Annotated in this window: 31 protein-coding genes; 23 read left to right on the forward strand and 8 right to left on the reverse strand. The window is 73.1% G+C overall.

The features are described 5' to 3' along the window. Positions 1–46 precede the first annotated feature (46 nt). From ACFV20_RS32295 to ACFV20_RS32355, 13 genes are all read left to right on the forward strand, one after another. Positions 47–1,900, forward strand: coding sequence for an FAD-dependent oxidoreductase (locus tag ACFV20_RS32295; RefSeq protein WP_385663301.1), 1,854 nt, complete (start codon positions 47–49; stop codon positions 1,898–1,900). Beyond that, complete coding sequence (locus ACFV20_RS32300; RefSeq protein WP_385663303.1) at positions 1,897–3,744, forward strand: transketolase; 1,848 nt, start codon at positions 1,897–1,899, stop codon at positions 3,742–3,744. The genes ACFV20_RS32295 and ACFV20_RS32300 overlap by 4 nt, the downstream gene beginning before the upstream one ends. Then, positions 3,741–4,670 carry a non-homologous end-joining DNA ligase gene (gene ligD, locus ACFV20_RS32305; protein ID WP_385663306.1) on the forward strand — a complete coding sequence of 310 codons (930 nt, stop codon included), beginning with the start codon at positions 3,741–3,743 and terminating at the stop codon, positions 4,668–4,670. Before ACFV20_RS32300 ends, ligD begins: the two co-directional genes overlap by 4 nt. A gap of 92 nt (positions 4,671–4,762) precedes the next feature. Further along, on the forward strand, positions 4,763–5,134 hold the full coding sequence (locus ACFV20_RS32310; RefSeq protein WP_385663308.1) for a gas vesicle protein: 372 nt from the start codon (positions 4,763–4,765) through the stop codon (positions 5,132–5,134). A 46-nt stretch (positions 5,135–5,180) separates the two neighbouring features. Then, positions 5,181–5,603, forward strand: a complete 423-nt coding sequence (locus tag ACFV20_RS32315; protein WP_351640666.1) for a gas vesicle structural protein GvpA — start codon at positions 5,181–5,183, stop codon at positions 5,601–5,603. Then, on the forward strand, positions 5,600–6,373 hold the full coding sequence (locus ACFV20_RS32320; RefSeq protein ID WP_385663312.1) for a GvpL/GvpF family gas vesicle protein: 774 nt from the start codon (positions 5,600–5,602) through the stop codon (positions 6,371–6,373). Before ACFV20_RS32315 ends, ACFV20_RS32320 begins: the two co-directional genes overlap by 4 nt. Before the next feature lie 4 nt (positions 6,374–6,377). After that, on the forward strand, positions 6,378–6,641 hold the full coding sequence (locus tag ACFV20_RS32325) for a gas vesicle protein GvpG (RefSeq protein WP_033309170.1): 264 nt from the start codon (positions 6,378–6,380) through the stop codon (positions 6,639–6,641). Next, positions 6,638–7,321 (forward strand): DNA primase, encoded by a 684-nt coding sequence (locus ACFV20_RS32330; protein WP_385663316.1) that lies wholly within the window; start codon positions 6,638–6,640, stop codon positions 7,319–7,321. Before ACFV20_RS32325 ends, ACFV20_RS32330 begins: the two co-directional genes overlap by 4 nt. Continuing rightward, a complete protein-coding gene (locus tag ACFV20_RS32335; RefSeq protein ID WP_385663318.1) occupies positions 7,318–8,478 on the forward strand; it encodes an SRPBCC family protein in 1,161 nt (386 codons plus the stop codon). Before ACFV20_RS32330 ends, ACFV20_RS32335 begins: the two co-directional genes overlap by 4 nt. Beyond that, positions 8,475–8,813 carry a gas vesicle protein gene (locus ACFV20_RS32340; protein ID WP_385663321.1) on the forward strand — a complete coding sequence of 113 codons (339 nt, stop codon included), beginning with the start codon at positions 8,475–8,477 and terminating at the stop codon, positions 8,811–8,813. The genes ACFV20_RS32335 and ACFV20_RS32340 overlap by 4 nt, the downstream gene beginning before the upstream one ends. Then, complete coding sequence (locus ACFV20_RS32345) at positions 8,810–9,565, forward strand: GvpL/GvpF family gas vesicle protein (protein WP_385663324.1); 756 nt, start codon at positions 8,810–8,812, stop codon at positions 9,563–9,565. Before ACFV20_RS32340 ends, ACFV20_RS32345 begins: the two co-directional genes overlap by 4 nt. 16 nt (positions 9,566–9,581) lie before the next feature. After that, the gene (locus ACFV20_RS32350; protein ID WP_003994122.1) at positions 9,582–9,770 is read left to right on the forward strand and encodes a gas vesicle protein; all 189 of its coding nucleotides are present in this window, start codon (positions 9,582–9,584) and stop codon (positions 9,768–9,770) included. Between the two features lie 35 nt (positions 9,771–9,805). Then, positions 9,806–10,069, forward strand: coding sequence for a gas vesicle protein K (locus ACFV20_RS32355; protein WP_031108664.1), 264 nt, complete (start codon positions 9,806–9,808; stop codon positions 10,067–10,069). A 68-nt stretch (positions 10,070–10,137) separates the two neighbouring features. On the opposite strand, the gene ACFV20_RS32360 is transcribed toward ACFV20_RS32355, so the two are convergent. Continuing rightward, complete coding sequence (locus tag ACFV20_RS32360; RefSeq protein ID WP_385663328.1) at positions 10,138–10,959, reverse strand: class I SAM-dependent methyltransferase; 822 nt, start codon at positions 10,957–10,959, stop codon at positions 10,138–10,140. Positions 10,960–11,143: 184 nt separating this feature from the next. Here ACFV20_RS32360 and ACFV20_RS32365 point away from each other — a divergent pair, with 184 nt between their 5' ends. Further along, positions 11,144–12,763, forward strand: coding sequence for an ATP-binding cassette domain-containing protein (locus tag ACFV20_RS32365; RefSeq protein ID WP_385663331.1), 1,620 nt, complete (start codon positions 11,144–11,146; stop codon positions 12,761–12,763). Positions 12,764–12,867: 104 nt separating this feature from the next. Here ACFV20_RS32365 and ACFV20_RS32370 read toward each other — a convergent pair whose 3' ends face one another. Next, positions 12,868–13,968 (reverse strand): Vms1/Ankzf1 family peptidyl-tRNA hydrolase, encoded by a 1,101-nt coding sequence (locus tag ACFV20_RS32370; protein ID WP_385663334.1) that lies wholly within the window; start codon positions 13,966–13,968, stop codon positions 12,868–12,870. Positions 13,969–14,032: 64 nt separating this feature from the next. Here ACFV20_RS32370 and ACFV20_RS32375 point away from each other — a divergent pair, with 64 nt between their 5' ends. Further along, positions 14,033–14,320, forward strand: coding sequence for a DUF6158 family protein (locus ACFV20_RS32375; RefSeq protein WP_385663337.1), 288 nt, complete (start codon positions 14,033–14,035; stop codon positions 14,318–14,320). Positions 14,321–14,392: 72 nt separating this feature from the next. Here ACFV20_RS32375 and ACFV20_RS32380 read toward each other — a convergent pair whose 3' ends face one another. The 4 genes from ACFV20_RS32380 to ACFV20_RS32395 form a co-directional block, all read right to left on the reverse strand. Beyond that, positions 14,393–14,935: a type 1 glutamine amidotransferase domain-containing protein gene (locus ACFV20_RS32380; protein WP_385663340.1), complete on the reverse strand. Its 543-nt coding sequence runs from the start codon at positions 14,933–14,935 to the stop codon at positions 14,393–14,395. 5 nt (positions 14,936–14,940) lie between these two features. After that, positions 14,941–15,660 carry a diguanylate cyclase gene (locus ACFV20_RS32385; protein ID WP_385663343.1) on the reverse strand — a complete coding sequence of 240 codons (720 nt, stop codon included), beginning with the start codon at positions 15,658–15,660 and terminating at the stop codon, positions 14,941–14,943. Beyond that, the gene (locus ACFV20_RS32390) at positions 15,657–16,088 is read right to left on the reverse strand and encodes a CBS domain-containing protein (protein ID WP_385663346.1); all 432 of its coding nucleotides are present in this window, start codon (positions 16,086–16,088) and stop codon (positions 15,657–15,659) included. Before ACFV20_RS32390 ends, ACFV20_RS32385 begins: the two co-directional genes overlap by 4 nt. Before the next feature lie 73 nt (positions 16,089–16,161). Then, entirely contained in the window at positions 16,162–16,563 is a 402-nt protein-coding gene (locus tag ACFV20_RS32395) for a DUF2795 domain-containing protein (protein WP_385663348.1), read from the reverse strand. Between the two features lie 159 nt (positions 16,564–16,722). Between ACFV20_RS32395 and ACFV20_RS32400 the strand changes: the two genes are divergently transcribed. The 5 genes from ACFV20_RS32400 (at position 16,723) to ACFV20_RS32420 (ending at position 21,690) form a co-directional block, all read left to right on the forward strand. After that, positions 16,723–16,908: a hypothetical protein gene (locus ACFV20_RS32400; protein WP_385663351.1), complete on the forward strand. Its 186-nt coding sequence runs from the start codon at positions 16,723–16,725 to the stop codon at positions 16,906–16,908. 249 nt (positions 16,909–17,157) lie between these two features. Further along, complete coding sequence (locus ACFV20_RS32405; protein WP_385663354.1) at positions 17,158–17,955, forward strand: RNA polymerase sigma factor SigF; 798 nt, start codon at positions 17,158–17,160, stop codon at positions 17,953–17,955. 349 nt (positions 17,956–18,304) lie between these two features. Continuing rightward, positions 18,305–18,982 carry a hypothetical protein gene (locus tag ACFV20_RS32410; protein WP_385663357.1) on the forward strand — a complete coding sequence of 226 codons (678 nt, stop codon included), beginning with the start codon at positions 18,305–18,307 and terminating at the stop codon, positions 18,980–18,982. A 411-nt stretch (positions 18,983–19,393) separates the two neighbouring features. Next, positions 19,394–20,641, forward strand: coding sequence for an aminotransferase class I/II-fold pyridoxal phosphate-dependent enzyme (locus tag ACFV20_RS32415; RefSeq protein WP_385663360.1), 1,248 nt, complete (start codon positions 19,394–19,396; stop codon positions 20,639–20,641). After that, a complete protein-coding gene (locus ACFV20_RS32420) occupies positions 20,638–21,690 on the forward strand; it encodes an MBL fold metallo-hydrolase (RefSeq protein ID WP_385663363.1) in 1,053 nt (350 codons plus the stop codon). The genes ACFV20_RS32415 and ACFV20_RS32420 overlap by 4 nt, the downstream gene beginning before the upstream one ends. 103 nt (positions 21,691–21,793) lie before the next feature. Here ACFV20_RS32420 and ACFV20_RS32425 read toward each other — a convergent pair whose 3' ends face one another. Then, positions 21,794–22,441, reverse strand: a complete 648-nt coding sequence (locus tag ACFV20_RS32425; RefSeq protein ID WP_385663366.1) for a DedA family protein — start codon at positions 22,439–22,441, stop codon at positions 21,794–21,796. Next, positions 22,438–23,211 (reverse strand): MBL fold metallo-hydrolase, encoded by a 774-nt coding sequence (locus ACFV20_RS32430; RefSeq protein WP_385663369.1) that lies wholly within the window; start codon positions 23,209–23,211, stop codon positions 22,438–22,440. Before ACFV20_RS32430 ends, ACFV20_RS32425 begins: the two co-directional genes overlap by 4 nt. Positions 23,212–23,295: 84 nt before the next feature. Between ACFV20_RS32430 and ACFV20_RS32435 the strand changes: the two genes are divergently transcribed. From ACFV20_RS32435 to ACFV20_RS32445, 3 genes are all read left to right on the forward strand, one after another. Beyond that, entirely contained in the window at positions 23,296–23,697 is a 402-nt protein-coding gene (locus ACFV20_RS32435) for a hypothetical protein (RefSeq protein ID WP_030843767.1), read from the forward strand. Positions 23,698–23,810: 113 nt separating this feature from the next. Further along, the gene (locus ACFV20_RS32440; protein ID WP_385663373.1) at positions 23,811–25,886 is read left to right on the forward strand and encodes a phage holin family protein; all 2,076 of its coding nucleotides are present in this window, start codon (positions 23,811–23,813) and stop codon (positions 25,884–25,886) included. A gap of 121 nt (positions 25,887–26,007) precedes the next feature. Then, positions 26,008–26,436, forward strand: coding sequence for an OsmC family peroxiredoxin (locus ACFV20_RS32445; protein ID WP_385663376.1), 429 nt, complete (start codon positions 26,008–26,010; stop codon positions 26,434–26,436). The last annotated feature ends 93 nt before the right edge of the window (positions 26,437–26,529 follow it).

Raw genomic sequence — 26,529 nt, forward strand, 5'->3', positions numbered from 1 at the left:
CGCGGAAGGCTCCCGAGCTACGCGACAGCGCCGGAGGCGAGCGACCGTGAGTCGACCCCGCATCCTGATCGTCGGTGCCGGTTTCGCCGGGTACCGCACGGCCCGCACCCTGTCCCGGCTCACCCGGGGCCGGGCCCACATCACCCTGCTCAACCCGACCGACTACTTCCTGTACCTGCCCCTGCTGCCCCAGGTCGCCGCCGGCGTGCTGGAACCACGCCGGGTCACCGTCTCCCTCTCGGACACGCTGCCGGACGTACGGCTGGTGCTGGGCGAGGCCGAGCGCATCGACCTCGACGACCGCACGGTGCACTACACCGGCCCCGAAGGGGAGGACGGCACCCTCGTGTACGACCGGCTGGTGCTCGCCGCGGGCAGCGTCAACAAGCTGCTGCCCATCCCCGGCGTCGCCGAGCACGCGCACGGCTTCCGGGGACTGCCCGAGGCGCTGTACCTGCGCGACCACGTCACCCGGCAGGTGGAGCTCGCGGCCTCCACCGACGACCCGAAGGCGTGCGCCGCGCGCTGCACCTTCGTCGTGGTCGGGGCGGGGTACACCGGTACCGAGGTCGCCGCGCACGGGCAGATGTACACCGACGCGCAGGTGCGCAAGCGCCCGCTGCGGCGGGGGATGCGACCGCGCTGGATGCTGCTGGACGTGGCGCCCCGCGTGCTGCCCGAGATGGACGCGAGGCTCTCCACGACCGCCGACCGGGTGCTGCGGCAGCGGGGCGTGGACGTGCGGATGGGGACCTCCGTGCAGGAGGCCACGCACGACGGGGTCCTGCTGACCGACGGCGAGTTCGTGGAGACCCGGACGCTGGTGTGGTGCGTGGGCGTGCGTCCCGACCCGCTGGTCGAGTCCCTCGGGCTGCCCATGGAGAAGGGGCGGCTCCTCGTCGACCCGCACCTCCGGGTACCCGGGCGGCCGGAGCTGTTCGCGTGCGGCGACGTGGCCGCGGTGCCCGATCTGGAGAACCCCGGGAGCTACACGCCGATGACCGCGCAGCACGCCTGGCGGCACGGCAAGGTCGCGGCCGAGAACGTCGCCGCGTCGCTCGGCCTCGGCGGTGCGCGCACGCCCTACCGCCACCGCGACCTCGGCTTCGTCGTCGACCTGGGCGGGGCGAAGGCCGCCGCCAATCCGCTCGGCGTGACCCTCTCCGGCGTACCGGCGGGTGCGGTGACGCGGGGCTACCACCTTGCCGCGATGCCCGGCAACCGTGTCCGGGTCGCGGCCGACTGGCTGCTGGACGCCGTACTGCCGCGCCAGGCCGTGCAATTGGGGCTCGTCCGGTCCTGGTCGGTGCCCTTGGACACGTCGTCGCCCGAGGTGGCCCGGGTGCCGGGCGGGCCCGGGGGACGGCAGGAGGCGAGCGCCCGGTCCGGGCCGGGGGCGGCGTTCGCGGCCGACATGGACGACGGGGGTGACGGGCCGGGCCGGTACCGGCCCCCCGATGAGCCCGCGAAGGGGCGGCCCGGATCCGGGGCGACGCAGGTGCGGCCCGGATCCGGGGCCGCGCGGCCGCACGCCCAGCCGCGCTCCGAGTCCGAGACGGCGAAGGGCCGCCCCGCCGCCGATGGCCCCAACCCCGGGCACGCACGGCCCCTCACCGAACCCGAGACGGCGAAGGGCCGCCCGGCACCGGACGCCGCGCGAGCCGCCGACGAACCCCGGCCGGGCGGCGAGCCCGCGAGGAACCAGCCGGGCGGTGAGTCCGCGCGGAACCAGCCGGGCGGTGAGCCCGTGCGGAACCAGCCGGGCGGTGAGCCCGCGAAGAACCAACCCGCCCCCGGGCAGCGGCCCCCGGCACCCCACCCCGCGCCCGGCCCCGTCAAGCGAACCGATGTCCCGGGCGTCCCGGACGACCCGGACGACTCCACGAAAGGAGACTCATGAACACCGGTGAACTCACCGACCTCGGACAGCAGCTGCGGGTGGACAGTGTCCGCGCCGCCGCCGCGGCGGGCTCCGGGCACCCGACGTCCTCGATGTCCGCGGCCGACCTGATGGCCGTCCTGATCGCGAACCACCTCCGCTACGACTTCGACCGCCCCGCCCACCCCGGCAACGACCGCTTCGTCCTCTCCAAGGGCCACGCCTCCCCGCTGCTGTACTCCGCGTACAAGGCGGCCGGCGCCATCGACGACGAAGAGCTGCTCACCTTCCGCAAGCTGGGCAGCCGCCTCGAAGGGCACCCCACCCCGCAGCGCCTGCCGTGGGTCGAGACGGCCACCGGCTCGCTCGGGCAGGGCCTGCCCGTCGGGGTCGGCATCGCGCTGGCCGGCAAGCGGCTCGACCGCACCGGCTACCGCACCTGGGTGCTGTGCGGCGACAGCGAACTGGCCGAGGGATCCGTATGGGAGGCCGCCGAGCACGCCGGGTACGAGCACCTGGACAACCTCACCGTGATCGTCGACGTCAACCGGCTCGGCCAGCGCGGCCCCACCCGGCACGGCCACGACCTGGACGCCTACGCCCGGCGCTTCCAGGCCTTCGACTGGCACACCGTCGAGGTCGACGGCCACGACGTGGACGCGATCGACCGTGCCTATGCGGAGGCCGCCTCCACCAAGGGCCAGCCCACCGCGATCCTCGCCCGCACCCTCAAGGGCAAGGGCGTCGAGGGCGTCCAGGACCGCGAGGGCCTGCACGGCAAGCCCCTCCCGGAGGCCGAGGACGCGATCACCGAACTCGGCGGCCCTCGCGACATCCGCGTCCGGGTGCAGGAGCCGCCCGCCGCCCGCATGCTGCACTCCGTGCACACCGGCGACGTCGAACTGCCGCGGTGGGACAAGGGCGAGGAGGTCGCCACCCGCAACGCCTTCGGCAAGGCGCTCGCCGCCCTCGGCACCGGCCGCGGCGACGTCGTCGCCCTGGACGGCGAGGTCGGCGACTCCACCCGCGCCGAGTTCTTCGCCAAGGAGCACCCCGACCGCTACTTCGAGTGCTACATCGCCGAGCAGCAGCTGGTGGCCTCGGCGGTCGGGCTCGCCTCCCGCGGCTGGGTGCCGTACGCCGCCACCTTCGCGGCCTTCCTCACCCGCGCGTACGACTTCATCAGGATGGCGTCCGTCAGCGGCTCCGGCATCAACCTCGTCGGTTCCCACGCGGGCGTCGCCATCGGCCAGGACGGACCCAGCCAGATGGGCCTGGAGGACCTGGCGATGATGCGGGCGGTGCACGGCTCGACCGTGCTGTACCCGTGCGACGCCAACCAGACCGCACGGCTCGTCGGCGCGATGGCCGGCCTGGAGGGCGTCCGCTACCTGCGCACCTCGCGCGGCAAGAGCCCGGTGATCTACGGCCCGGACGAGGAGTTCCCGGTCGGCGGCAGCAAGGTGCTGCGCTCCTCCGGCCAGGACCGGCTGACCCTGGTCGCGGCGGGCGTCACCGTACACGAGGCGCTGGCCGCCGCCGAGGCCCTGGAGCAGGAAGGCATCGCGGTGCGGGTGATCGATCTGTACTCCGTGAAGCCCGTCGACCGGGCCACCCTGCGCCGGGCCGCCGAGGAGACCGGCTGCCTGGTGACCGTCGAGGACCACCACCCCGAGGGCGGCATCGGCGACGCGGTCCTCGACGCCTTCACCGACGGGCGGCCCGTGCCACGCCTGGTCCGGCTCGGCGTGCGGACCATGCCGGGTTCGGCGTCCCCCGAGGAGCAGCTGCGCGCCTCGGGCATCGACGCGGAGTCCATCGCGGCGGCCGGACGGCTGCTGGTCGAGGAGGCGGTCGTGCGGTGAGCGACGGCGACGGCACGCGCAGGGTGCGGGCGGGCCGCCGCACGGTGGAGGTGCACCGGCCGGACAAGGTGCTCTTCCCGGGCGGCGGCGACGCGAAGGAGTACACGAAGGGCGATCTGGTGGACTACCACCGGGCCGTAGCGCCGTTCATGCTGCCGCACCTGCGCGGCCGGCCGCTGATGCTGGAACGGCACCCCGACGGCATCGACGGCCCGACGTTCATGCAGAAGAACACTCCGGACCACTACCCGGACTGGATCCGCAGGGTCGAGGTGGCCAAGGAGGGCGGCACCGTCCGCCACACCGTCTGCGACGACACGGCCACCCTGCTGTACCTGGTCGACCAGGCGAGCATCACCCTGCACCGCTGGCTGTCGCGCGCCGACGCCGTGGACCACCCCGACCGGCTGGTCTTCGACCTCGACCCGGCGGGGGACGACTTCGAGGCCGTGCGCCGGGCTGCCCGGCTGCTCGGGGAACTGCTCGACGAGCTGGAGCTGCCCTCGGCCCTGATGACCACCGGCTCGCGCGGGCTGCACGTGATCGTGCCGCTGAACGGGCGGCACGACTTCGACGACGTGCGGGCGTTCGCCCGGGACGTCGCCGACACCCTAGCCCGCGCGCACCCCGACCGGCTCACCACGGCGGCACGCAAGAAGGAGCGCGGTGGGCGGCTCTACCTCGACATCCAGCGCAACGCCTACGCCCAGACGGCCGTCGTGCCCTACACGGTCCGGCCCCGCCCGGGCGCGCCCGTGGCCACCCCCCTCACCTGGGACCAGCTGGACGACCCGGAGCTGCACGCCCGGCGCTGGACGGTCGCCGACGCCGTCGAGCAGGCCCGGACGAACCCCTGGTCGGGCGTGCCGGGCCGTGGCCGGGCGCTCGGGCCGGCGCGGCGGCGGCTGAACGCGCTGGGCGGCTGACGCAACCCGACCGGGGCCGGTCGGGTGGTAGATGCATGCGTCCGTAGAGGTTTGGCGAACACTCTTGCGGCCACACGGAGGGGGAGGTGGCCATGTCGAACACAAACAACACGCAAGAGTCACAGGGTTCACAGAAGCCCCAGAGCTCACGGAATTCGCGCAGAACGAACGACAACCAGAAGAGCCAGAGCCGACCGAGCCCGATGGAGGTGCTGCGCCAGGCGCGCGGCCAGCTCGCGGAGCTCACCGGCATGGAAGCGGAGTCCGTGTCGTCCTTCGAGCAGACGGAGGAGGGCTGGGCGCTGGAGGTCGAGGTCCTCGAACTCGAGCGCGTGCCCGACACGATGAGCCTCATGGCGAGCTATCAGGTGGAGCTCGACGCCGAGGGGCAGCTCACGGGGTACCGGCGCGTCCGCCGCTACGAACGCGGTCGGTCCGACGCGCGCAGGCCCGGCGGCCGCTAGGCCGCCTGAACGGACCCGCACCCACACACGAGGAGGAACATCCGGCATGACTGTCGTACCGGCACAGCAGTCCGGCGGCGGAGGCGGCAGCAGCGGTCTCTATGACGTGCTCGAGCTTGTCCTGGACAGGGGGCTCGTCATCGACGCGTTCGTCCGTGTCTCCCTGGTCGGCATCGAGATCCTCAAGATCGACGTCCGCGTCGTCGTCGCCAGCGTCGACACCTATCTGCGTTTCGCCGAGGCGTGCAACCGGCTCGACCTGGAGGCCGGACCGCGCAAGGACCCGGGCCTGCCCGACCTGGTCGGGGAGATGACCGAGTCCGGTGCCCGCGGCAAGTCGAAGGGGGCGCTGTCCGGCGCCGCCGAGACCATCTCCGACGCCTTCAAGCAGGCGCGGAGCGAGGGCGAGACCGAGTCGCGTCCGCGAGCCCGCAAGAGCACGTCCCGCCGTAAGGAGGAGCAGGAGTGAGCACCTACGTCTACGGCATCGCGGCGAGTTCGCACCCCTCCCTGCCCGAGGGCATGGGCGGCGTCGGCGACCCGCCCCGCGAGGTGCGCATTCTGCGGGAGGGCGACCTGGCGGCCGTCGTCAGTGAGGCACCCGAGGGCCTGCGGCCCAAGCGCAAGGACCTGCTGGCCCACCAGAACGTGCTCAGCGAGGCCGGCGCGGCCGGCTGCGTGCTGCCCATGCGGTTCGGCAGCGTCGCACCGGACGACAACTCCATCACGGCGGTGCTGGCCGAGCGCGCCGAGCACTACAAGGAGCGGCTGCGGGCCCTGGACAACCGGGTCGAGTACAACGTCAAGGCCAATCACGTCGAAGAGGCCGTCCTGCACCAGGTGATGGCCGAGAGCCCCGACATCCGCGGGCTCGCGGAGGCCAACCGGCAGGCGGGCGGCGGCAGTTACGACGACAAGATCCGGCTCGGCGAGCTGGTCGCGGCCGCGGTCAAGGCCAAGGAGGCCGACGACGGTGCCGCGGTGCGGCGTGCGCTGGAGCCGGCCGCCGACGACACGAGCGTCGGCCCCGAGTCGACCGGCTGGCTGGCGAACGTGTCGTTCCTGGTGGACCGCGAGTCGGCCGAGGCCTTCCTGGCCGCGGTCGAACAGCTCCGCAAGGACATGCCGCACCTGGAGGTGCGGGTCAACGGACCGCTGCCGCCGTACAGCTTCGTCGAGCCCGGCCAGGCCGAGCCCGCGGGCACCGCGGTGAGTGGCACGGACACCGGAGCGGGGTGACGACGTGGGCCTGATCTCTGAGGTGCTGCTGCTGCCGTTCGCACCGGTACGCGGCAGCGCCTGGGCCATCAAGCAGGTCGTCCAGGAAGCCGAGCGGATCTACTACGACCCCGCCACGGTACGGGCCGAACTGGGCCGCCTGGAAGAACAGCTGGAGGCCGGAGAGATCACGGAAGAGGAGTTCGACCGCCTCGAGGACGAACTCCTCGACCGGCTGGAGATCGCTTCGCGCAGGAGCGCGGGAACAGGCAACGGGACGACACAATGAACCGAATGGGACTGGGCCTCGCGGTGGGGGCCGGATATCTCCTGGGACGCACCAAAAAACTCAAGATGGCGGTCGCCGTCGGAGGCCTGGTCGCCGGGAAGAAGCTGAATCTGAGTCCGCGCATGGTCGCGGAGCTTCTCCAGCAGCAGCTGCGGAACAACCCGCAGTTCAAGGAGATCGGGGACCAGCTGCGCGAGGACCTGCGCGGCGTGGGCAAGGCGGCCTCCGGTGCCATGGTCGAGCGGCAGCTGGACGCCCTGTCCGACCGGCTGCACGGCCGTACCGCCCAGATGCGGGACCAGCTGACGGGCGCGGTGCCCGGCGGCCGGGACGACGACGAGGCGGACGACGAGTACGAGGACGAGGGACCGGAGGAGGACGACGAGCCCCGGGACGACGAGCCCCGGGACGACGAGTCCGAGGACTCCGCGCCGCGGCAGGACGAGGACGAGGAAGAGGAAGAGGAGCCGGAGGCGAAGAAGGCCCCGGCCAAGAGGCCGTCCGCGAAGAAGACGGCGAAGAAGGCGGCCAAGAAGGCCCCCGCCAAGAAGGCCGCCGCGAAGAAGGCGCCCGCGAAGAAGACGGCGGCGAAGAAGACCACGGCCGCCAAGAAGGCGACGTCCGCGAGCAGGGGCGGCAGCGCCCGCTCGCGGATGCCGAAGGGAGGCGGTGAGGGATGAGCGAGACACTCGGCTCGGCGAAGTCCGCCGCCAACGGAGAGGCGAAGAACCCGCTCACCGACCTCGCCCACAGCGAGGCGGTGGACCGGCTCAAGGCCGAACTGCAGGAATACCTCGCGGCCCAGGCCACCCGCATGCTCACCGGCGTCGGCCGCAAGCTCGGGGAGACCACCGGCAAGCTGAACGACATCGCCGAGGGCAACAGCCCCGGCTTCGCCAAGCTCGCCCTCGACGGTGGCCGCAAGATCGCCGAGGGCAAGGGCCCGCTGCGCTCGGCGGTCGAGCTGGGCGGTTCGAGCCTCAAGGACAAGGTCACCGGCGCCTTCAAGAACCTGGGGGGCAAGGGCAAGAAGGGCAAGGGCCGTTCGGGCAACAAGCCCACCGTCATCATCGAGCACATCGACGTCGGCGTGCCGCTGCGCACGGCGTACGACCAGTGGACGCAGTACCAGGACTTCAGCACCTTCGCGAAGGGCGTCAAGAGCGCGAGCCGCGACGACGACACCCACTCCGACTGGCAGGCGAAGATCTGGTGGTCCAACCGCAGCTGGAAGGCGAAGACGACCGAGCAGATCCCCGACGATCGCATCGCCTGGACCTCGGAGGGGGCCAAGGGCACCACGAAGGGCGTCGTCTCCTTCCACCAGCTCACCGACAACCTCACCCGGGTCCTGCTCGTCATCGAGTACTACCCCTCCGGCTTCTTCGAGAAGACCGGCAACATCTGGCGTGCCCAGGGCCGCAGGGCCCGGCTCGACCTGAAGAACTTCGTCCGCTTCATCACCCTCAAGGGCGAGGCGGAGGACGGCTGGCGCGGCGAGATCCGCGACGGCGAAGTCGTCCGCAGTCACGAGGACGCCCTCGCCGAGGAGGAGTCCGAGGAGAGCTCCGAGGAGGAGCGCCCCGAGGGCGAGGACGCCGAGGACGAGTACGAGGGCGACGAGGAGCCGGAAGAGGACGAGGAGCCCGAGGGCGAGTACGAGGACGAGGACGAGGAAGACGAAGAGCGTCCCGAGCCCGAGGACGAGGACGCGGAGGACGAGTACGACGACGAGGAGGAGCCCGAGGACGAGGAGGAACCCGAGGGCGAGTACGAGGACGACGAGTACGAACCTGAGGACGAGGACGAGGAAGTCGAGGCGGGGAGCCGGCGATGACGACGCCCAGCAGGATGCCCGAGCCCTACGGTCAGGGAAGCAGTGCGAATCTCGCCGACATCCTCGAACGGGTGCTGGACAAGGGCATCGTCATTGCGGGCGACATCCGGATCAATCTGCTCGACATCGAACTCCTCACCATCAAACTGCGATTGATCGTCGCCTCCGTGGACAAGGCGAAGGAGATGGGCATCGACTGGTGGGAGACCGACCCGGCCCTGAGCTCACGGGCCCGCCGGGACGAACTGTCCCGTGAGAACGCCGAGTTGCGCGAGAGGCTGGCCCGGCTGGAGGAACTGGAGCCCGGCCGCGCGGAGAAGAAGGAGGCACCGTGACCGGACTGCGGTACGTCTACGCCGTCTGCCGCCCCTTCGGCACCCCGCTCCAGGCCCAGCTGACCGGCGTCGCGGGTGATCCGCCCAGAGCACTGGCTCACCACGGCCTGGTGGCCGTGGTGAGCCACGTGCCGGAGCGGGACTTCGCCGAGGAGCCGCTCCGGCGCCATCTGGAGGACCTGGACTGGCTCACCGAGACCGCCCGTGCCCACCAGGGCGTCATCGATGCGCTCACCACCGTCACCACCCCGCTGCCGCTGCGTCTGGGCACCGTCTTCCACGACGACAGCGGCGTGCGGACGATGATCGAGGCCCGGGAGGAGGACTTCCACCGCACCCTGGACCGGCTGGAGGGCCGGGTGGAGTGGGGTGTCAAGGTCTACGCCGAGTCCGAACCCCAGGAGAGCGCCCGGCCCCCGCAGAAGCCCGCGTCGGGCCGGGACTACCTGCGGCAGCGGCGTATGCAGACCAGGTCCCACGAAGAGAGGTGGCAGAAGGCCGAGGCCTTCTCCGACCGCCTGCACGAGGAGCTCTCCGCGTTCGCGGAGGATTCCCGGATGCATCCCCCGCAGAATCCCGCGCTTTCCAAGGCGACCGGGCGGAACGTGCTGAACGCCGCCTATCTCGTGCCGCGTGCGAAGTCCGAGGAGTTCGTGGAACTGGTGGACCGCACGAAGGGCGAGATGCCTGGCATGCGCATCGAACTCACCGGCCCCTGGGCGGCCTATTCCTTCGCCGGGGAGGCCACATGAACAAGGGGGACAATCCGTGACCGTGGTGGAACGCCGTGAGGTCGCCCTCGTGGACCTGCTCGACCGGCTGCTCGCCGGCGGAGTGGTGATCACGGGGGACATCACCCTGCGCATCGCCGACGTCGACCTCGTCCGTATCGACCTCAACGCGCTGATCAGCTCGGTGAACGCCCAGGTGCCCTCACCGTTCGAGGAGTTGCTGTGACCGAGCAGGAAGGCCCCCGGCCGCGCTCCCACCGGATGGACCTGGAGCCCGACACCGTCGAGCGGGACCTGGTCAAGCTCGTCCTCACGGTGGTGGAGCTGTTGCGCCAGCTCATGGAGCGCCAGGCGCTGCGCCGGTTCGACGTGGGGGACCTGAGCGAGGAGCAGGAGGAGCGGATCGGGCTCACGCTCATGCTGCTCGACGAGCGGATGACCGAACTGCGCGAGCGCTACGGACTGCGCCCCGAGGACCTCAACCTGGATCTCGGGCCGCTGGGACCGCTGCTTCCGCGGGACTGACGACGCCCACCGGTCTCCCCGGGCCCGGCGAAGGCCCGGGGAGACGCGAGCATGCGCCCGGGCGGTGTTCAGGCTTCCTTGCGGCAGAGGATCTCTCCGTGCAGCACGCTGAACCAGCCGTCCTCGCGTGTGCCCCACTCCCGCCAGGCCCCGGCCACGGCCCGCAGTTCCCCGTCGCCGGCGTGCCCGCCCAGCCGGGCCCGGTCCGCGTACGCCGACGCGAGCGTGCGGTCCGCCCACAGCCCGCTCCACCAGGCCCGCTCCTCGGGCGTGGCGAAGGTCCAGGTCCCCGAGGTCGCCGTGATGTCCGTGAAGCCGGCCCGCAGCGCCCAGGCCTTCAGCCGGCGTCCGGCGTCCGGCTCGCCGCCGTTGGCCCGGGCGACCCGGCGGTAGAGGTCCAGCCAGGCGTCGAGCCCTGACATGTCCGGATACCAGGTCATGGCCTCGTAGTCCGCGTCCCGTACGGCGACGATCCCGCCGGGCCTGACGACCCGCTTCATCTCGCGCAGCGCCCGCACCGGATCGCCCACGTGCTGGAGCACCTGGTGGGCGTGGACCACGCAGAAGGTGTCGTCCGGGTAGTCCAGGGCGTGCACGTCGGCGACGGCGAAATCGACGTTCACGAGTCCCCGCCCGGCGGCCGTGGCGCGCGCCTGATCCAGGATCTCCGGCGCGCGGTCGACGCCGGTCACCCGCCCGTCGGGCACGAGGGCCGCCAGGTCGGCGGTGATGGTGCCCGGCCCGCAGCCGACGTCCAGGATCCTCATGTGGGGCTTGAGCGAGGGGAGCAGGTAGGCGGCCGAGTTGGCCGCGGTCCGCCAGGTGTGCGAGCGGAGCACGGACTCGTGGTGCCCATGGGTGTAGACGGCGGTCTCGCGAGGTTCCGGCATGGCGGATCCCACCCCTTCCGGTCGGGTCGGCAGGAGATCACCGTACGCCCGCTCGCCACATGGTGAGACCCGTATCCCGGTATATGGACTGACATGGTGTCAGTCACGGAGGGCCGGCCCGGCCCGCGCCCCGGTGCCGAAACCCGTTTGCCCCGAGCCCCCGGGCGACCGGAGAATCGCGCCCATGGGACATCTCGAAGCCGCGCACCTGGAGTACTACCTGCCCGACGGAAGGGCGCTGCTGGGTGATGTCTCGTTCCGGGTGGGCGAGGGGGCCGTCGTGGCCCTCGTGGGGCCCAACGGTGCCGGGAAGACCACCTTGCTCCGGATGCTCGCCGGTGAGCTCAAGCCGCACGGCGGATCCGTGGTCGTCGGCGGCGGCCTGGGGGTCATGCGGCAGTTCGTGGGATCCGTACGCGACGAGACGACCGTGCGGGACCTGCTCGTGTCCGTCGCCACACCTCGCATCCGCGAGGCCGCGCAGGCCGTCGACAAGGCCGAGCACGCCATCATGACCGTCGACGACGAGGCCGCCCAGCTGCAGTACGCGCAGGCCCTCGCCGACTGGGCCGAGGCCCGCGGCTACGAGGCGGAGACGCTGTGGGACATGTGCACCACGGCCGCGCTCGGGGTGCCGTACGACAAGGCGCAGTTCCGGGAGGTCCGCACCCTCTCCGGCGGCGAGCAGAAGCGGCTCGTCCTGGAGGCGCTGCTGCGCGGCACCGACGAGGTGCTGCTCCTCGACGAGCCCGACAACTACCTCGACGTCCCCGGCAAGCGCTGGCTGGAGGAGCGGCTGAAGGAGACCCGCAAGACGGTCCTGTTCGTCTCCCACGACCGCGAACTCCTCGCCCGGGCCGCCGAGAAGATCATCTCTCTGGAGCCCGGCCCCGCGGGCGCCGACGCCTGGGTGCACGGCGGCGGCTTCGCCACCTTCCACGACGCCCGGCGGGAGCGCTTCGCCCGCTTCGAGGAGCTGCGCAGGCGCTGGGACGAGAAGCACGCCCAGTTGAAGAAGCTGGTCCTGACGCTGCGTCAGGCTGCCGCGGTCAGCCATGAGATGGCCTCCCGCTACGCGGCCGCGCAGACCCGGCTGCGCAAGTTCGAGGAGGCCGGACCGCCCCCGGAGCCGCCGCGCGAGCAGGACATCCGGATGCGGATCAAGGGCGGCCGCACCGGCGTCCGGGCGGTCACCTGCGCGCATCTGGAGCTCACCGGCCTGATGAAGCCCTTCGACCTGGAGGTCTTCTACGGCGAGCGGGTCGCCGTCCTCGGCTCCAACGGCTCCGGCAAGTCGCACTTCCTGCGCCTGCTCGCCGGCGACGACGTGGCGCACACGGGGGAGTGGAAGCTCGGCGCCAGGGTCGTGCCCGGCCACTTCGCGCAGACGCACGCTCACCCGGAGCTGGAGGGACGCACCCTCCTCGACATCCTGTGGAAGGAGCACGCACAGGACCGCGGCGCCGCGATGTCCCGCCTGCGCCGCTACGAGGTCACCCAGCAGGCCGAGCAGACGTTCGAGCGGCTCTCCGGCGGTCAGCAGGCCCGCTTCCAGATTCTCCTGCTGGAGCTCCAGGGCGTCACCGCCCTGCTGCTGGACGAGCCCACCGACAACCTGGACCTGGAGTCCGCCGAGGCGCTCCAGGAGGGCCTGGAGGCCTTCGACGGCACGGTCCTCGCGGTCACCCACGACCGCTGGTTCGCCCGCTCCTTCGACCGCTTCCTGGTCTTCGGCAGCGACGGCCGGGTCCGGGAGACCCCGGACCCGGTCTGGGACGAACGCAGAGTGGAACGCGCCCGCTAGGGCGCCGCGCCCCTCCGGGGGCGCGGGCGACCGCGCGACCGTCCACGACGTACCCGCACACGCGGCACAAGAGGCCCCGCCGGGGAGGCCGGGCGCGCGGAAGGTCACTTCCAGCGCAACAGCGCCCCGAGGCCCCCCACCGGCAGTTCCTCCTGGGGAACCGCGAGAGCGGGCGCGTCCGTGGCCACCGCGGAACGGATCAGCGCGTCGTCGGCCCGGGCCGGCCAGGAGTGCTGCTCGCCCAGCACCTTCAGATCCGTACGGCGCACCGCGAGCTGGTCGGGGTCCTCCCCGATCCACACCTCACGGTGCGCGTCGGGCCCGTCCACCCTGATCAGCAGCTCGTCGATGCGGTGCTCGCGCGCCGCGTCGACCAGGGCGGGCACGCCCTCGACGGCCGCGGCCCGGCCCTCGTCGTCCGGGGTGCGGGCGGCCCGGAAGCGTTCCAGCTCCGCCTCCGCGCGCCGCTCCACGTGCTCGGCCCTGACCCGCTCCACGTCCTCGTCGAGCAACCGGCTGCCCGCGCCGTGCGGTGCCTCGACCACCAGGTCGTGCAGCCGCTTGGGCAGGTGCTCGTGCACGGACCGCCGCTCGCGGTCGTCGCCCACGAGGATCAGCAGGTCGGCCTTGGTCTCCTCCTGGCACACGGCGAGCGCGTCGGCGATCTCCGCCGCGTTGTGCTCCCAGGTGTTCTCCACCCGCAGCTGGAAATGCCGCTCGGACCAGTCCGCGGAGCTCGTCCGGTGCACCGGCCACTCCCGCCCGGTGACACTCCCGGCGTCCTGACGGCCCAGCGAGCTGCGCAGCTCGAAGTCCGCGCCCTTGCGGTCGACGTACGCCACCACGCACACCGGGTCCTCCCCGGCCAGCTCCAGCAGCGGCGTGACCCGCGGCAGCGGCGCCCATGCGGCCCAGTCACCGCCCTGCGGGGGACGGATCAGCGGCGGGTCCAGAACGACCTCGCCGGCCCGCGCGAACAGGGCCCGGCCGTGCGCTTCGGAGGAGTGCCGCAGCTCCTCGATCGCACTGCGCACGGCCTGGCAGGTCGCCTCGTCCGCCCCCTGCTCGGCCAGCGACCCGGCCATCGCCCGGGCGGTCAGCTCACGCTCGTGCGGGGTGCTCTCCGTGTGACGTGAGGTGTCGACGTACACGGAGGCCCAAGGCCCGGGGTGTTCGTACAGTGGGTGCAGAAAGGCGAGATCCATGGTTCCTCCCGGATGCCGCTCGGGGGCAGTGCTCAGTTGTTGCGGGGGCGGGTACCCGGGCCGCATGAACGAACACGACGAACGGGGCGACACGATGACCGGAGTGGACCCTGACCGGCTGGACGACCAGCAGCTCATGAAAGAGCTGGAGACCATCCACCGCACGCGTCACGACACACTGCTCTACGGATCGAACGACGCGCTGCGCGCCCACAACGAGCGCATGGCGCAGCTCGAGGGCGAGTACCTGCGCCGCAACCCCCACCGTCCGGTGGCCGCGGGCCGCACCCGTGAAGGGGCCCGGGAGCGGGGGAGCGGGGAGTCGGCGACTCCCACCACCCCCGGCACCTGAGCCCCTCGCCCTCCGGCGGGAACACCGCCTCTCCACGCCCCGCAGGGCCGGCAGCGGCAGGCCGGGATCCGGTCAGGCGGTCTCCTGCGCGAACACCTCCAGGAAGGTCTCGCAGAACGCCTTCAGATCGTCCGGCTTGCGGCTGGTGACGAGCTTGTTCGCCCCGTGGTCACAGACCTGCACCTGCTGGTCGACCCAGGTGCCGCCCGCGTTGCGGATGTCCGTCTGAAGGCTCGGCCACGAGGTGAGGACCCGGCCGCGCACGACGTCGGCCTCGACCAGCGTCCACGGCGCGTGGCAGATCGCCGCCACGGGCCGGCCGTGCTCGAAGAAGTCCCGCACGAAGGCCACGGCCTTGTCGTCCATCCGCAGGAAGTCCGGGTTGGCCACGCCGCCCGGCAGGACGAGCGCACCGAACGCGTCCGGCGCGGTGTCGCCCACGACCTCGTCCACCGGGAAGGTGTCCGCCTTGTCGAGGTGGTTGAAGGCCTGGATCTCACCCTGTTGCGTCGACACCAGGACGGGCTCGTGACCGGCGTCCTTCGCCGCCTGCCACGGATCGGTCAGCTCGACCTGCTCGACGCCCTCGGGTGCGACCAGAAACGCGATGCGCATGATGCTCAACGTCCTTTCCCGGAGCGAACGGCGCTCCGGTGCGCCGCGTCGCCCCACACGTGGTTCTCGTGGTTCTCGTGGTTTTCGTGGTTCTTGTGGTTCCTGTGGTGCTCGTTCTTCTTGCGCCTGCGGCCCGCGCGCACGCAGCGCAGCAGTTCCTCGCCGTACGGCAGCAGCACGCACGTGCCGATGGCCGCCGCGATGCCCGCCAGGTAGCCGCGTGACAGCGGCCGCCTGCGGGGCACCAGCCGCCACGCGTCGGGATCGCCCCTGCCGCCGCGCAGCAGCGACGCGACCTGATCGGCGTGCAGGCACATCAGGGCGGCCAGCGCACCGAACGGCAACGACTCCAGGAAGCTGTGGATGTGCTGCTCGACCGGCTTGACCTCGCGCTCGCTGTCCACGGCCGTGCGGACGTCCCACAGCGCCGTCGCCTCGTGCACCGCGGCCCCGCCCAGCTGAACGCTCAGCAACAGCGGATTGACCTCGTAGCGCAACGTCAGAGCGATCGGGAGACCCACCTCGGCCATCATCAGCGAGTGGATCAGGGACTCCTTGGTGCCCGCGGTGTCCTCGATACGGGTCCGCCGGTGCATCACCCAGTCGGCCACGCCCGGCACGAACCAGCCGGGCAGCAGTCCGTAGAGCAGGTACCGGGTCGTGACGTCACCGACGTCGACGGTGACGCCGGAGGCACTGATCTGCCGGGACCGGTCCGTGCTCACGCGTCACCCCGGCTGTCGGGCTCGGCCCGGCTGATGTCCGCGAGCGCCGACGCGGGGTCCTCGGCCTCGGCCACGTCCCCCAGGCTGACCATCCCGACGGGCAGCCCGTTCTCCACCACCGGCAGGCGGCGTACCGCGTGCTCGCGCATCAGCGTCACCGCGGTCGCCACCCGGTCGTCGGGCGTCACCGTCACCGGATTCGCGGTGCACACGGTCCGGACGCTGACCGTCATCGGGTCGGCGCCGTCCGCGACGGCCCGTACGGTGATGTCACGGTCGGTGAGCACACCCATCACGTCCTGTCCCTCGGCCACCACCACGTCGCCGATGTTCTGCGTGCGCATCAGCTGCGCCGCCTCGACGAGCGAGGCATCGGGGCGCACAGCGACCACACCCGCCGTCATCACGTCCTTGACGTACTCGGCCATCACTCGGCACTTCCCTCCGTTTCCGGGCCGACGGGGGGCGCCGCCGACTACGGCGACGCCCCCGCCGCTGCCCCTACGCGTACTCCTGCGGCCCGGTCTCACGAGCCCGGACCAGGGCTTGGGCCAGCTCCTGGACATTGGCGTAGCGCTCCTGGCGCGGCAGGCCCTCCACCGCCTCGACGAGGCCGTCGGGCGCCTGGTGCTCGCGCAGCTCGCGGGCCAGTTCCCGCGCAGTCGCCGGGAACGCCTTGCGGCCCAGGATCCGGGCCAGTTCCAGCCGGATGGACTCCAGTGACGTCGGCGCACGGCTCGGCGTCACCGGCCCGTGGGCGACCGGGGGGTCGTCCTCGGCGGTCGGCTCCGGGTCGTGCCACTCCTCACTGCGCGTGGGGTGCCCGGACCTGAGCAGACCCTGCAGTTCGTGCTTCATCTCCTCGTCCCGGTGGACGCTCAGCCGGTCGCTTCCTCGCTGCATGTCTCCCTCCAGACGTTCGGGGGCCCGCACCGCGTACCCGAACACCGCGGGGCGACACGGGTTCCGTCAGCCCGATCGCCGCCGCACGTACTGGTTTGCGCCACGCCCTGCGGGAGACCCGGACCGCACCCCCCACACCTCTCTGGGGAAGGACCGGCCATGGCGTTGCTCGCTGTGCTCATACCGCCGCTCATGCTCGCAGTGGTGCTGTTCCTGGGCCGCTACGAGGAACTGCTGCTGCCACAGGAGGACGCCGACCGCGGTCAGCCGGCAGCCGTTCCGTCCGCCGGCTCGGTGGTCGCCTCTTCGCCCGCACCTGCGGGGACGCCGGTCACGTCCCGCTGACACTTCCCCGGGCCCGCGACCCGTCGGGGCCGATCGAGCCGATGGTTCACGGCATTTGGTCCCGCGGGCCGGCGTCGTTCTCCGTGTTTGGGGGTGGGGGCCGGGGGCAGGCGCCCCCCAGTGCTTCGGACAGGAGGCACGCCCGTGGAAGCGGTGTCGCGCGCCGCCATCGAGGCCCCTGTCCCACAGCGGACGCGCTTCCACGGTGACCGTCCAGCCCGAGCACGACCAAGGGAATGGGGACGCATCATGCCGACCCGAACCAGCAGGAAGCAGCACCCCCACGACGACGCTCCCGACACCGACGAGGCCTTCCGCAGGCTCACCTCGATGCCCGCAGGCCCGGAGCGCGACGCGCTCCGCGACGAGATCGTCGAGGCCTGGCTGCCCATGGCGGACCGCCTCGCCGGACGTTTCCGCAGCCGCGGCGAGAGCTTCGAGGACCTGCGCCAGGTCGCCGCCCTCGGCCTCGTCAAGGCGGTCAGCCGCTACGACCCCGAGCGCGGCAACGCCTTCGAGAGCTACGCCGTGCCGACCGTCACCGGCGAGATCAAGCGGCACTTCCGGGACCACATGTGGACCCTGCACGTACCCCGCCGCGTCCAGGACCTGCGCAACCGCGTCCGGGTCGCCGGCCAGGAGCTGTCCCAGACCGTCTCCGGCAGGCAGCCCACCGTGGCCGAACTCGCCGAGCACGCGAACATGAGCGAGGAGGACGTCCAGGCCGGTCTGGAGGCGCTGGACAGCTTCTCCGCGCTGTCCCTGGACGCGGAGCTGCCCGGCAGCGAGGACGGGTACTCCCTGAGCGACGCGCTCGGATCCACCGACCCGGCCCTGGACACGGTCGTCGACCGCGAGTCCGTGCGGGCCCGGCTGGCCGCCCTGCCCGAGCGGGAACGGGCCATTCTCTACATGCGGTTCTTCGGGGACATGACGCAGAGCCGGATCGCCGAGGAGCTGGGGATCTCGCAGATGCACGTGTCCCGCCTGATCAGCCGGTGCTGCGGCCGGGTACGGGAGCAGGTCATGCGGGACGTCGTCGCCTAGCGTCGCACCAGGTGACGCCGACCGCGGACTGGACGACACCGACGAGGTTGCCCGGACGATGCGTGCGGACGTATGGGTGCTGGTGCGGACGTACGGGTGCGGACGTACGGGTGCGGACGTACGGGTGCGGACGTACCGGGTGCGGGCGGGCCCGGGCGTGCCGCGCCGCCCCTTCCCGCGCCCCGGGCGGCCGGTCCGGACGGCCGGTCCGGGTGCGCCGGACTCCCCGGAACGCTCCGATTCACTCGGTTGAGTGGCGCTGTCCCGCCAATGGGGCCGTGCCGCGCGCGACGCCATGAGGGCCTGGCTGTCATGGCAGAGGGGTTTGACCACCGAAGGAGTCCCCTCGATGCGCCGCAGCCTGTATGCCCTGTCCGTCACCGTCCTGGCCGGCTCGGCCCTGGTGGGTTTCGCACCGGCCGAGTTCTCCGAACCGGCCGCCGAGGTCAGTCCCGCCACCGTCCGGCCCGGAGACACACTCACCGTCTCGGTCAGCTGTGACCCGACCGGGGGACCGCCACCCGACAGCATCGACGCCACCTCGCAGGCCTTCGAGGAGGGCACGGTGCCCCTGCAACGGGTCACCGGCAACGACGACGAGGTCTCCGGCCCGGCCTACCGGGGCACGGCCCTCATCGCCTCCGCGGAGAGCTTCGAGGGCGATCCGGACGCCTCGGGGGAGGAGTCGGCGTGGACCGTCGACGGCACCTGCCCGGCCGCCCCCGGAGGTGAGGGCAAACCGTGGAGCGCGACGTTCACCGTGACCCACGGCTCCGCGCCCGACAAGCCGTCCCACAAGCCCACGCACCCGCCCACCCACAAGCCCTGCCCCGAGCCCTCGCACCACCGCGAGACGTGGCACACCGAGTGCGGCGAGGCGCCGGTGCAGCGCGGGGTGCGGGCCGGTGACGGGGGTGCCTTCACCGACTCCGTACCCGCCCTGGCCGCGGGCGGGGTGCTGATCGCGGGCGCGTTCGGAGCCGCCGTGCACCGGCTGCGCAACCGGCCCGGCGACCCCCACCACTGACCCGCCGAACCCGCCGGGCCCGGCCCACCGCCCCGGAGCGCCGGATCCCACCACCCCGGAGGGCCCGGTCCACCGCCCGGGTGGCCGAGTTCCACCACCCCGGGGGCCCGGCCCGTTGCCCCGGACGGCCGAGTCCCCACCACCCGAAACCCGGGCCCACCGCCCCGCAGGGCCGGGTCTCCACCCCCGGAAGCCCCAGGTCCACCACCCCGGACGACCACGGCTTCCCCGGCACGGCCCGCTCATGCTGTGACGGTCGCGACCCGCCGGGCGCCCATGGGGCGGCGGCGCCCTGGGTACTCAGTGGCCGAGGGCCCGCGCCGCACGGCACGGGCCACCGGAGTACGGACGGCGCACGCGCCGGGGCGGCACGACACGGCGGCACCAGGCACTGGCACTGCGGAGGTACGGATGCGGCGGACGGCCCCGGAAGGTCACGGCCCCGTCCGGTTCGGGCCGCCGCTCCCCGACGACGGGCTGCCCGTCCTGCCGGAACTGTCCGCGGTGCTGGCCGCCGCGGCGTCCCGCGGTGGCCACGAGCCGGTCGGCGGCGGCCGGGCCCTGCGCGAGGCCGCCTGCGGCTACTGGGACCGGCGCGGCCTGCACTGCGACCCGGACCGGGTGGCCGCCGCCCCCGGCTCTCCCGCCCTGCTGCTCGCCCTGACCGCGGCCCTCGACGGGGATGTCCTCGTGCCGAGGCCCTGCGCCGCCTGGTGGGCGCCGTACGCACGGCTGCTGGGACGCCCCGCCTTCCACGTGCCGACCCCGCCGGAGAGCGGCGGGGTGCCCGACCCCTACGCCCTGCTGGAGACCGTGCGCCGGGTGCGCGACGAGGGCGGCGACCCGCGGCTGCTCGTGCTGTCCGTCGCCGACGACCCCACCGCGTCCGTCGCCCCGCCGGAACTGCTCCACGAGACCGTCGAGGCCGCCCAGGGGGCCGGCCTGCACCTGGTCAGTGACGAGACATGGCGCGACACCCTGCACGACCCGCGCGAGACGGTGCTGCTCAGCCCCGCCGAGATGGTGCCCGACCGGGTCACCGTCGTCACCGACCTGGCCGGGGCACTGCTCCCGCCCGGCTGGCCGGCCGCCGTGGCCCGCTTCCCCGCCGGGGAGGACGGCGCCGGCCTGCACGCGCGCGTCCTCGACATCCTCACCGCCCTCGACGCCCGGGTCGCCGCGCCCGTCGCCGCGGCGGCCGGATACGCCCTGGGGGAGCCCGAAGCGGTCACCGCGCGCGTGGCCGCCGCCGTGCGCCTGCACGCGCTCCTGGCCGCCGAGGCGCACTCCGCCGTCGTCGCCGCGGGCGCCCTCGCCCGGCCCCCGCGGTCCGGCCGCCACCTGTACGTGGACCTGGCCCCGCTGCGCCCCGCGCTGGCCGCGCACGGCGTGGGCGACGCACAGGAACTGGAGGACTTCCTCACCGCACGCCTCGGCATGCCCGCCCCGGGCGGGCACCGCTTCGGCGACGGCCTCGAAGCCCCGCGCGTGCGGCTCTCCACCGGCGCGCTGGTGGCCGGCTCCGACACCGAACGCGCGGAATGCCTCACCTCGCCCACACCGTTGGAACTGGCGCACGTGCACCACGCGTTGAGCCGGCTGAAGTCGGTCTTCGACGATCTCCGCGACGACGCTCGGCGATGGGAGCCTCCCCGATGACGCAGCAGTCCGAGTCGACCACCGGCGCGGCCACCCGGGCAGCCGACGGGCCCGCGCTCCCGTCGCCCGTCGCCCCGCCGTACCCGCCCCTGGCCGAACCCCGCCCCCTGGCCGAGCGGCGGGTGTGGCCGCGCACCTTCCACGACCGGCTGACCGCACCGCTCCCCGGCCTGAAGGCCATGGCCCGCTTCGCCCGCGAAGGCGCGGTCAGACCCGGCCCGGACGGCCTGGCCGACATCCCCCGGCTGCCCTACGCCCCCGCCCCGCTGCCCCGTGTCGACGCCCGCACCGTCGCCGTCACCTGGGCGGGGCACGCCAGTTGGGTGCTCCGGATCGGCGGGCTGACGGTCCTCACCGACCCGGTGTGGTCCCGCCGCATCCTCGGCACCCCTGCCCGCATCACCCCCGTGGGCGTCCCCTGGGAGGACCTGCCGCGGGTCGACGCCGTCGTCATCAGCCACAACCATTACGACCACCTCGACGCCCCCACACTGCGCCGACTCCCGCGCGAGACCCCGGTGTTCGTGCCGGCCGGGCTCGCCCGCTGGTTCCACCGCCGCCGGTTCACCCGCGTGACGGAGCTCGACTGGTGGGAGGCGGCCGAACTGGACGGCGTGCGCTTCGACTTCGTCCCCTCCCACCACTGGTCCAAGCGCACCCTCACCGACACCTGCCACAGCCTGTGGGGCGGCTGGGTCCTCACCGACCGGGACGGCCGGCGCGTCTACTTCGCGGGGGACACCGGCTACGGCCACTGGTTCTCCCGCATCGGCCGCCGCTACCCCGGCATCGACCTGGCCCTGCTGCCGATCGGCGCCTACGACCCCCGCTGGTGGCTCCGGGACGTGCACTGCGACCCGGAGGAGGCGGTCCGCGCGGCCCAGGACCTGGGGGCGACCAGGATGGCCCCCATGCACTGGGGCACGTTCGTCCTGTCCGCGGAGCCGGTGTTGGAGCCCCTGACGCGCGTACGCGCGGCCTGGGAGAAAGCAGGCCTCCCCCGGGAAAACCTCTGGGACATGCCGATCGGCGCATCGAAGACGCTGTGAGGGCACCCCCTCAGGGGCGCGGGGAACTGCGCGAACAACCACGGCGAACCCGCACCCCGAGAACAACCGCACCCACCACGGCGCCCCCGCCCCCGGAGAGCAGCTACCGCACCCGCCGCCACACCGTCGGCACCGCGCTGAGCAGCAGCGTCAGTGCGATCGCCGCCAGCACGCCCTGCCACGGCTCGGCGAACAGCGACCCCCCGAGGATCCCGATCAACTGGTAGGTGGCGGCCCAGGCCAGACAGGCAGGCAGGTTCCCCCGGGAGAACCTCCGCAGCGGCCACTCGGCCAGCAGACAGGCCAGCATCACCGGGATGCGCCCCGCGGGCACCAGCCGGGACAGCACCAGCACCGCCACCCCGTGGGCGGAGAGCTTCTCCTGCGCCTGCTCCAGCCGGTCCTCCGGCGCCCGCGACCGGATGGCCTCCAGCCACCGCGACCCGTTCTTCGACTTCAGCCCGCGCCGCCCCAGCCAGTACAGCGCCGCATCGCCCAGGAACGCCGCCAGCGACGCCGTCACGAACACCATCGCCAGGGAGAAGGGCGGCGTCCGGTGCACGGCGACCACCGCCGCCGAACTCACCAGCGCCCCCGTCGGGATCACCGGCACCAGCGCCCCGGCCAGCACCAGCACGAAGAGCGTCGGATACCCGATCGCCTGCTGTGTGGACTCCGGAACCACCGACGCCGGTGTGACGGCCGACGCCGCGAGCAGGTACACCGGCGCCAGCGGCGTGGACCAGCTCACCGCTCGGCCTTCACGCGCACGCTCTCCCCGTGCCCGAGCCGGTGCACCGACACCGCCGGCGCGTGCCGGGCCGCCAGCCGGACGAACTCGTCCCCCGGCGCGTGGAACTCGTGGGGGCGCACGGCGTCCATGCCGATCGGCCAGTACGTGCCGTAGTGCACCGGCACCGCGGTGCGCGGCGCCAGCCGGGCCAGCGCCTGCGCCGCCCGCCCCGCGTCCAGGTGCCCCTCGCCCAGGTACGGTCCCCAGCCGCCCACCGGCAGCAACGCCACCTCGACCGGCCCGACCACCTCGGCCATGTCGTCGAACAGGCCCGTGTCCCCGGCGAAGTACGTCCGGGCCTCGCCGGATATGACATAGCCGAGCGCGGGGGAGCGGTGCGGCCCGAAGGGCAGCCGCCGCCCGTCGTGCCGCGCGGGCACGGCCCGTACGACCACGTCGCCGACCGGCACCTCGTCCCCGGGAGCCACCTCGGTCACCCGCAGATGCGTGAGCCGGCGCAGACCCGGCACCGCCCGGCGCGCGCCCCGGGGTACGAGCAGGCGAGTGCCCTCGGCGAGCCGCGCCAGCGACGGCACATGCAGGTGATCGGCGTGCAGATGCGACACCAGCGCCACGTCCGCGCGCGGGGCGCCCGGCGGCGGCAGGGCCCCGCGCCGGCGGCGCAGGTGTGCGAGCCGGCGTGCGAACAGGGGATCCGTGAGCACGCGCACGTTCGAGTCCTCGACGGTGCAAGTGGCGTGACCCCACCAGGTGATCTCCACCGGCACTTCTTTGCCTCCTTCGCGCGACTCCCCCGAAGCCTACGTGCAGGAGTAGGGTCGGCGGCGAAACCGGAGGTGAGGGGGGACGCCATGGTGCCGGTGCGGGTCACGGCGATCGCGAGTCTGACGCCGCTGGAGGAGCTGGACGACGATCCGTTCCTCGTCGACTCCCGCAGTCAGCACGCGATGTGCGCCCGCTGGGCCGCCGAGCGGGGCTACGTGGTCAGCCGGGAGTTACTGGTCCGGGGGCTGCGCCCCGACCACGGCGCCCTGTGGGACGGGGTCCGGCCCGGCCTCGACCTGTTCGTCGCGCCCAGCCGGCGGGTCCTGGAGAGCGCGCTCGCCTCCGTCGAGGAGTTCACCGCCGAATGTGCCCGGCGCGGTGTACGCGTGGAGACGGTGGGGCATGCGGAGCCTGCGTACGACGCGGCGATGAAGGCGTGCGTGCACCGCCGGCTGTCGATGCCGACGGCCGGCTACGACGGGCGCTGAGGCCGTCCCCTCACCGGTGTGCGGCCCGGGGACGAAACGGCGCGACCGGGCGTTGAGACACTGTGGGGGAGGACCCGCGGCTTGTGCGGGCCAGGGACGTGAGGTGGCTGGGCGTGCGGGGCGTGCGGTGGCGGCGGGTCGCCAGTCAGGTGGGGCGGAGCGTCGCCGTGTGGGCGGTCTCCACCGTCACCATGCTCGTGCTCGCCGGGATCCTCCCGGACTTCCGGCTCCGCTCGGAGAACGGCGACAGCGCGACCGACATAGCCGTCACGGCGGCCTTCGGGGCGGGTGCCTTCGGCCTGTTGTCGGCCCTGGTGTGGCCGCTGCTCGTGCGGCTGCTGCTCCTCGTACCGGCGCTGGTGCTGGGGCTGCTGGTGTTCTTCCTCAACGGCGCCCTGCTGCTGCTCGCCCTGCACCTCAACCCCGCCGAGCGCGGCGCCGCGGCTCCGGAGACCGCCGTCGTGGTCGCCGCCGTGATGTCGGCCGTGGCGTCCGCGACCGGCGCCGCCCTGGCCGTACGCGACGACGACGCCTACCGCCGCAGGCTGTACCGCCTCTCCGACCGCCGCCGCCGCTCCCGACCCCCGGCCCCCGCCGGCCCCGGCACGGTCTTCGTCCAGCTCGACGGCGTCGGCCACGACACCCTGCTCGACGCGGTCGGCAAGGGCCTCATGCCCACCGTCGCCCGCTGGCTCGACCTCGGCCACGGCGGCCGCCCGACCCACCGGATCACCCCCTGGCGCACCGACTGGTCCAGCCAGACCGGCGCCAGCCAGCTCGGCATCCTGCACGGCAGCAACCACGACGTCCCCGCCTTCCGCTGGTACGAGAAGGACACCCGCGAGGTGGTCGTCTGCAACCGCCCGACCAGCGCCGCCGAACTGCAGCGCCGCGCCGTCGAGCACGCGGGGCACGGCGGGCTGCTCGCCGTCGACGGCGCCAGCCGCGGCAACCTCTTCAGCGGCGGTGCCGAACAGCAGGCCCTCGTGCTGTCCATCGCGGCCCGCAGACGCAGCCGCGAGAACCGCTCCCGCGCGGGCTACTTCGCCTACTTCTCCGACCCGGCCAACGCGGTGCGCACAGCGCTCTCCTTCATCGCCGAGGTCGGCCGCGAGATCGGCCAGTCCACCCGGGCGCGCCTGCGCAAGCAGCGCCCGCGCGTCTCCCGCGGCGGCCTCTACCCCCTCGTCCGGGCCTTCGCCACGGTCGTCGAGCGGGATGTCGTCGTCGCCGCCGTCACCGGCGACCTGCTCGTCGGCCGCACGGCCGTCTTCGCCGACCTGGTGGCGTACGACGAGGTCGCCCACCACTCCGGCCCGGCGAGCCGCGACGCGCAGAAGGTCCTCGAACGCCTCGACCGCTCACTCGCCCTCATCGAGAAGGTCGCCGAGCACGCCCCGCGCCCGTACCGGATCGTCGTGTTGTCCGACCACGGTCAGAGCCCCGGCGAGACCTTCCGCTCCCGCTACGGGCTCACGCTCGGCGACCTGGTGCGGGCCGGTTGCGGCATGCCCGTGCCGCGCAAGGCGGAGCGCACCCGCAGCGGGGCCGAGGCCCGCGCCGCCGTGCGCGCCGCGCTGCGCTTCCCCGTCGCGGAGACCGGCGACCAGCACCGCCCCGCGCGCGGCTCCGAACCGATCGTGCTGGCCTCCGGCAACCTCGGTCTTGTCTCCTTCCCGGACGTCCCGCACCGGATGAGCAGGGAGGAGATCGACGCCCGTCACCCCGCGCTGCTGCCGACCCTCGCCAACCACCCCGGGATCGGTTTCCTGCTGGTCCGCAGCGAGGAGCACGGCGGTGTCGTCCTCGGTGCGTACGGCGCCGAGATCCCGCTGGCCGACCTCGACGACAACCCCGGCCCGCTCGCCCCCTTCGGCCCGGGCGCCGCCGACGCGATACGCCGTACGCACTCCTTCCCGCACACCGCCGACATCATGGTCAACTCCTTCCACGACCCGGCCGACGGCGAAGTCCTCGCCTTCGAGGAGCAGATCGGCTCCCACGGCGGCCTCGGCGGCGCTCAGGGCAGGCCCTTCCTGCTGTCCCCGCTCGGTGTCTCCGCACCGGTCGGCGAGGGCGAGGAACTCGTCGGCGCCGAGCAGGTGCACCGGGTCCTGTCGCGCTGGCTGCACGAGGCGAACGGACCGCAGGTGCCGGTGACGGCCACCGAGGAGGAACAGGCCGCGTGAGGCCCGGCACCGTCTCAGAGGACAGGTCTTCCGCGTGAGTTGAGCCGTAGTGTGATCGGATGGGGGACACGGGGCCCGGAGACGGGCCCGCACGCGAGTCCGCACGCGAAAGGAAGAACTCGTGGCTACCACGCGCTCCGCACACACGGTCTGGGAAGGCAACCTGCTCGAGGGCAACGGCGTCGTCTCCTTCGACTCCTCCGGTGCCATCGGCGAGCAGCCCGTCACGTGGGCCTCGCGCGCCCAGGAGGCGAACGGCAAGACCAGCCCCGAGGAGCTGATCGCGGCCGCCCACTCCAGCTGCTTCTCCATGGCCTTCTCCAACATCCTCAACAAGGCCGGGACGCCGCCCACCAAGCTCATCACCTCGGCCGACGTCTCCTTCCAGCCCGGTGAGGGCATCACCGGCATCCACCTCACCGTCGAGGGCACCGTCCCCGGCATCGACGAGGCGGCCTTCCAGGCCGCCGCCGACGAGGCCAAGACCGGCTGCCCGGTCAGCCAGGCCCTCAAGGCCACGCCCATCACGCTGACCGCGAAGCTCGCCTGACCTGCCGCACCGGGCGTGGGGGGGGGGGGGGCGCCCCCGGGGCGGCCCCCCGCCCCCCCCGGGGGGCGCCCCCCCCCCCCGGGGGGGGGGGGG

Source organism: Streptomyces sp. NPDC059696, from assembly GCF_042733745.1.
Taxonomy (GTDB): domain Bacteria; phylum Actinomycetota; class Actinomycetes; order Streptomycetales; family Streptomycetaceae; genus Streptomyces.

What these genes read in the sequence shown, in the direction of transcription:
- ACFV20_RS32400 (WP_385663351.1), top strand. Translation starts at nt 16,723, where the DNA reads ATGGCGTTGCTCGCTGTGCTCATACCGCCGCTCATGCTCGCAGTGGTG.
- ACFV20_RS32315 (WP_351640666.1), top strand. Translation starts at nt 5,181, where the DNA reads ATGACTGTCGTACCGGCACAGCAGTCCGGCGGCGGAGGCGGCAGCAGC.
- ACFV20_RS32435 (WP_030843767.1), top strand. Translation starts at nt 23,296, where the DNA reads ATGGTGCCGGTGCGGGTCACGGCGATCGCGAGTCTGACGCCGCTGGAG.
- ACFV20_RS32380 (WP_385663340.1), bottom strand. Translation starts at nt 14,935, where the DNA reads ATGCGCATCGCGTTTCTGGTCGCACCCGAGGGCGTCGAGCAGGTCGAG.
- ACFV20_RS32395 (WP_385663348.1), bottom strand. Translation starts at nt 16,563, where the DNA reads ATGCAGCGAGGAAGCGACCGGCTGAGCGTCCACCGGGACGAGGAGATG.
- ACFV20_RS32330 (WP_385663316.1), top strand. Translation starts at nt 6,638, where the DNA reads ATGAACCGAATGGGACTGGGCCTCGCGGTGGGGGCCGGATATCTCCTG.
- ACFV20_RS32390 (WP_385663346.1), bottom strand. Translation starts at nt 16,088, where the DNA reads ATGGCCGAGTACGTCAAGGACGTGATGACGGCGGGTGTGGTCGCTGTG.
- ACFV20_RS32355 (WP_031108664.1), top strand. Translation starts at nt 9,806, where the DNA reads ATGGACCTGGAGCCCGACACCGTCGAGCGGGACCTGGTCAAGCTCGTC.
- ACFV20_RS32405 (WP_385663354.1), top strand. Translation starts at nt 17,158, where the DNA reads ATGCCGACCCGAACCAGCAGGAAGCAGCACCCCCACGACGACGCTCCC.
- ACFV20_RS32300 (WP_385663303.1), top strand. Translation starts at nt 1,897, where the DNA reads ATGAACACCGGTGAACTCACCGACCTCGGACAGCAGCTGCGGGTGGAC.
- ACFV20_RS32415 (WP_385663360.1), top strand. Translation starts at nt 19,394, where the DNA reads ATGCGGCGGACGGCCCCGGAAGGTCACGGCCCCGTCCGGTTCGGGCCG.
- ACFV20_RS32340 (WP_385663321.1), top strand. Translation starts at nt 8,475, where the DNA reads ATGACGACGCCCAGCAGGATGCCCGAGCCCTACGGTCAGGGAAGCAGT.
- ACFV20_RS32365 (WP_385663331.1), top strand. Translation starts at nt 11,144, where the DNA reads ATGGGACATCTCGAAGCCGCGCACCTGGAGTACTACCTGCCCGACGGA.
- ACFV20_RS32310 (WP_385663308.1), top strand. Translation starts at nt 4,763, where the DNA reads ATGTCGAACACAAACAACACGCAAGAGTCACAGGGTTCACAGAAGCCC.
- ACFV20_RS32375 (WP_385663337.1), top strand. Translation starts at nt 14,033, where the DNA reads ATGAACGAACACGACGAACGGGGCGACACGATGACCGGAGTGGACCCT.
- ACFV20_RS32360 (WP_385663328.1), bottom strand. Translation starts at nt 10,959, where the DNA reads ATGCCGGAACCTCGCGAGACCGCCGTCTACACCCATGGGCACCACGAG.
- ACFV20_RS32410 (WP_385663357.1), top strand. Translation starts at nt 18,305, where the DNA reads ATGCGCCGCAGCCTGTATGCCCTGTCCGTCACCGTCCTGGCCGGCTCG.
- ACFV20_RS32420 (WP_385663363.1), top strand. Translation starts at nt 20,638, where the DNA reads ATGACGCAGCAGTCCGAGTCGACCACCGGCGCGGCCACCCGGGCAGCC.
- ACFV20_RS32335 (WP_385663318.1), top strand. Translation starts at nt 7,318, where the DNA reads ATGAGCGAGACACTCGGCTCGGCGAAGTCCGCCGCCAACGGAGAGGCG.
- ACFV20_RS32370 (WP_385663334.1), bottom strand. Translation starts at nt 13,968, where the DNA reads ATGGATCTCGCCTTTCTGCACCCACTGTACGAACACCCCGGGCCTTGG.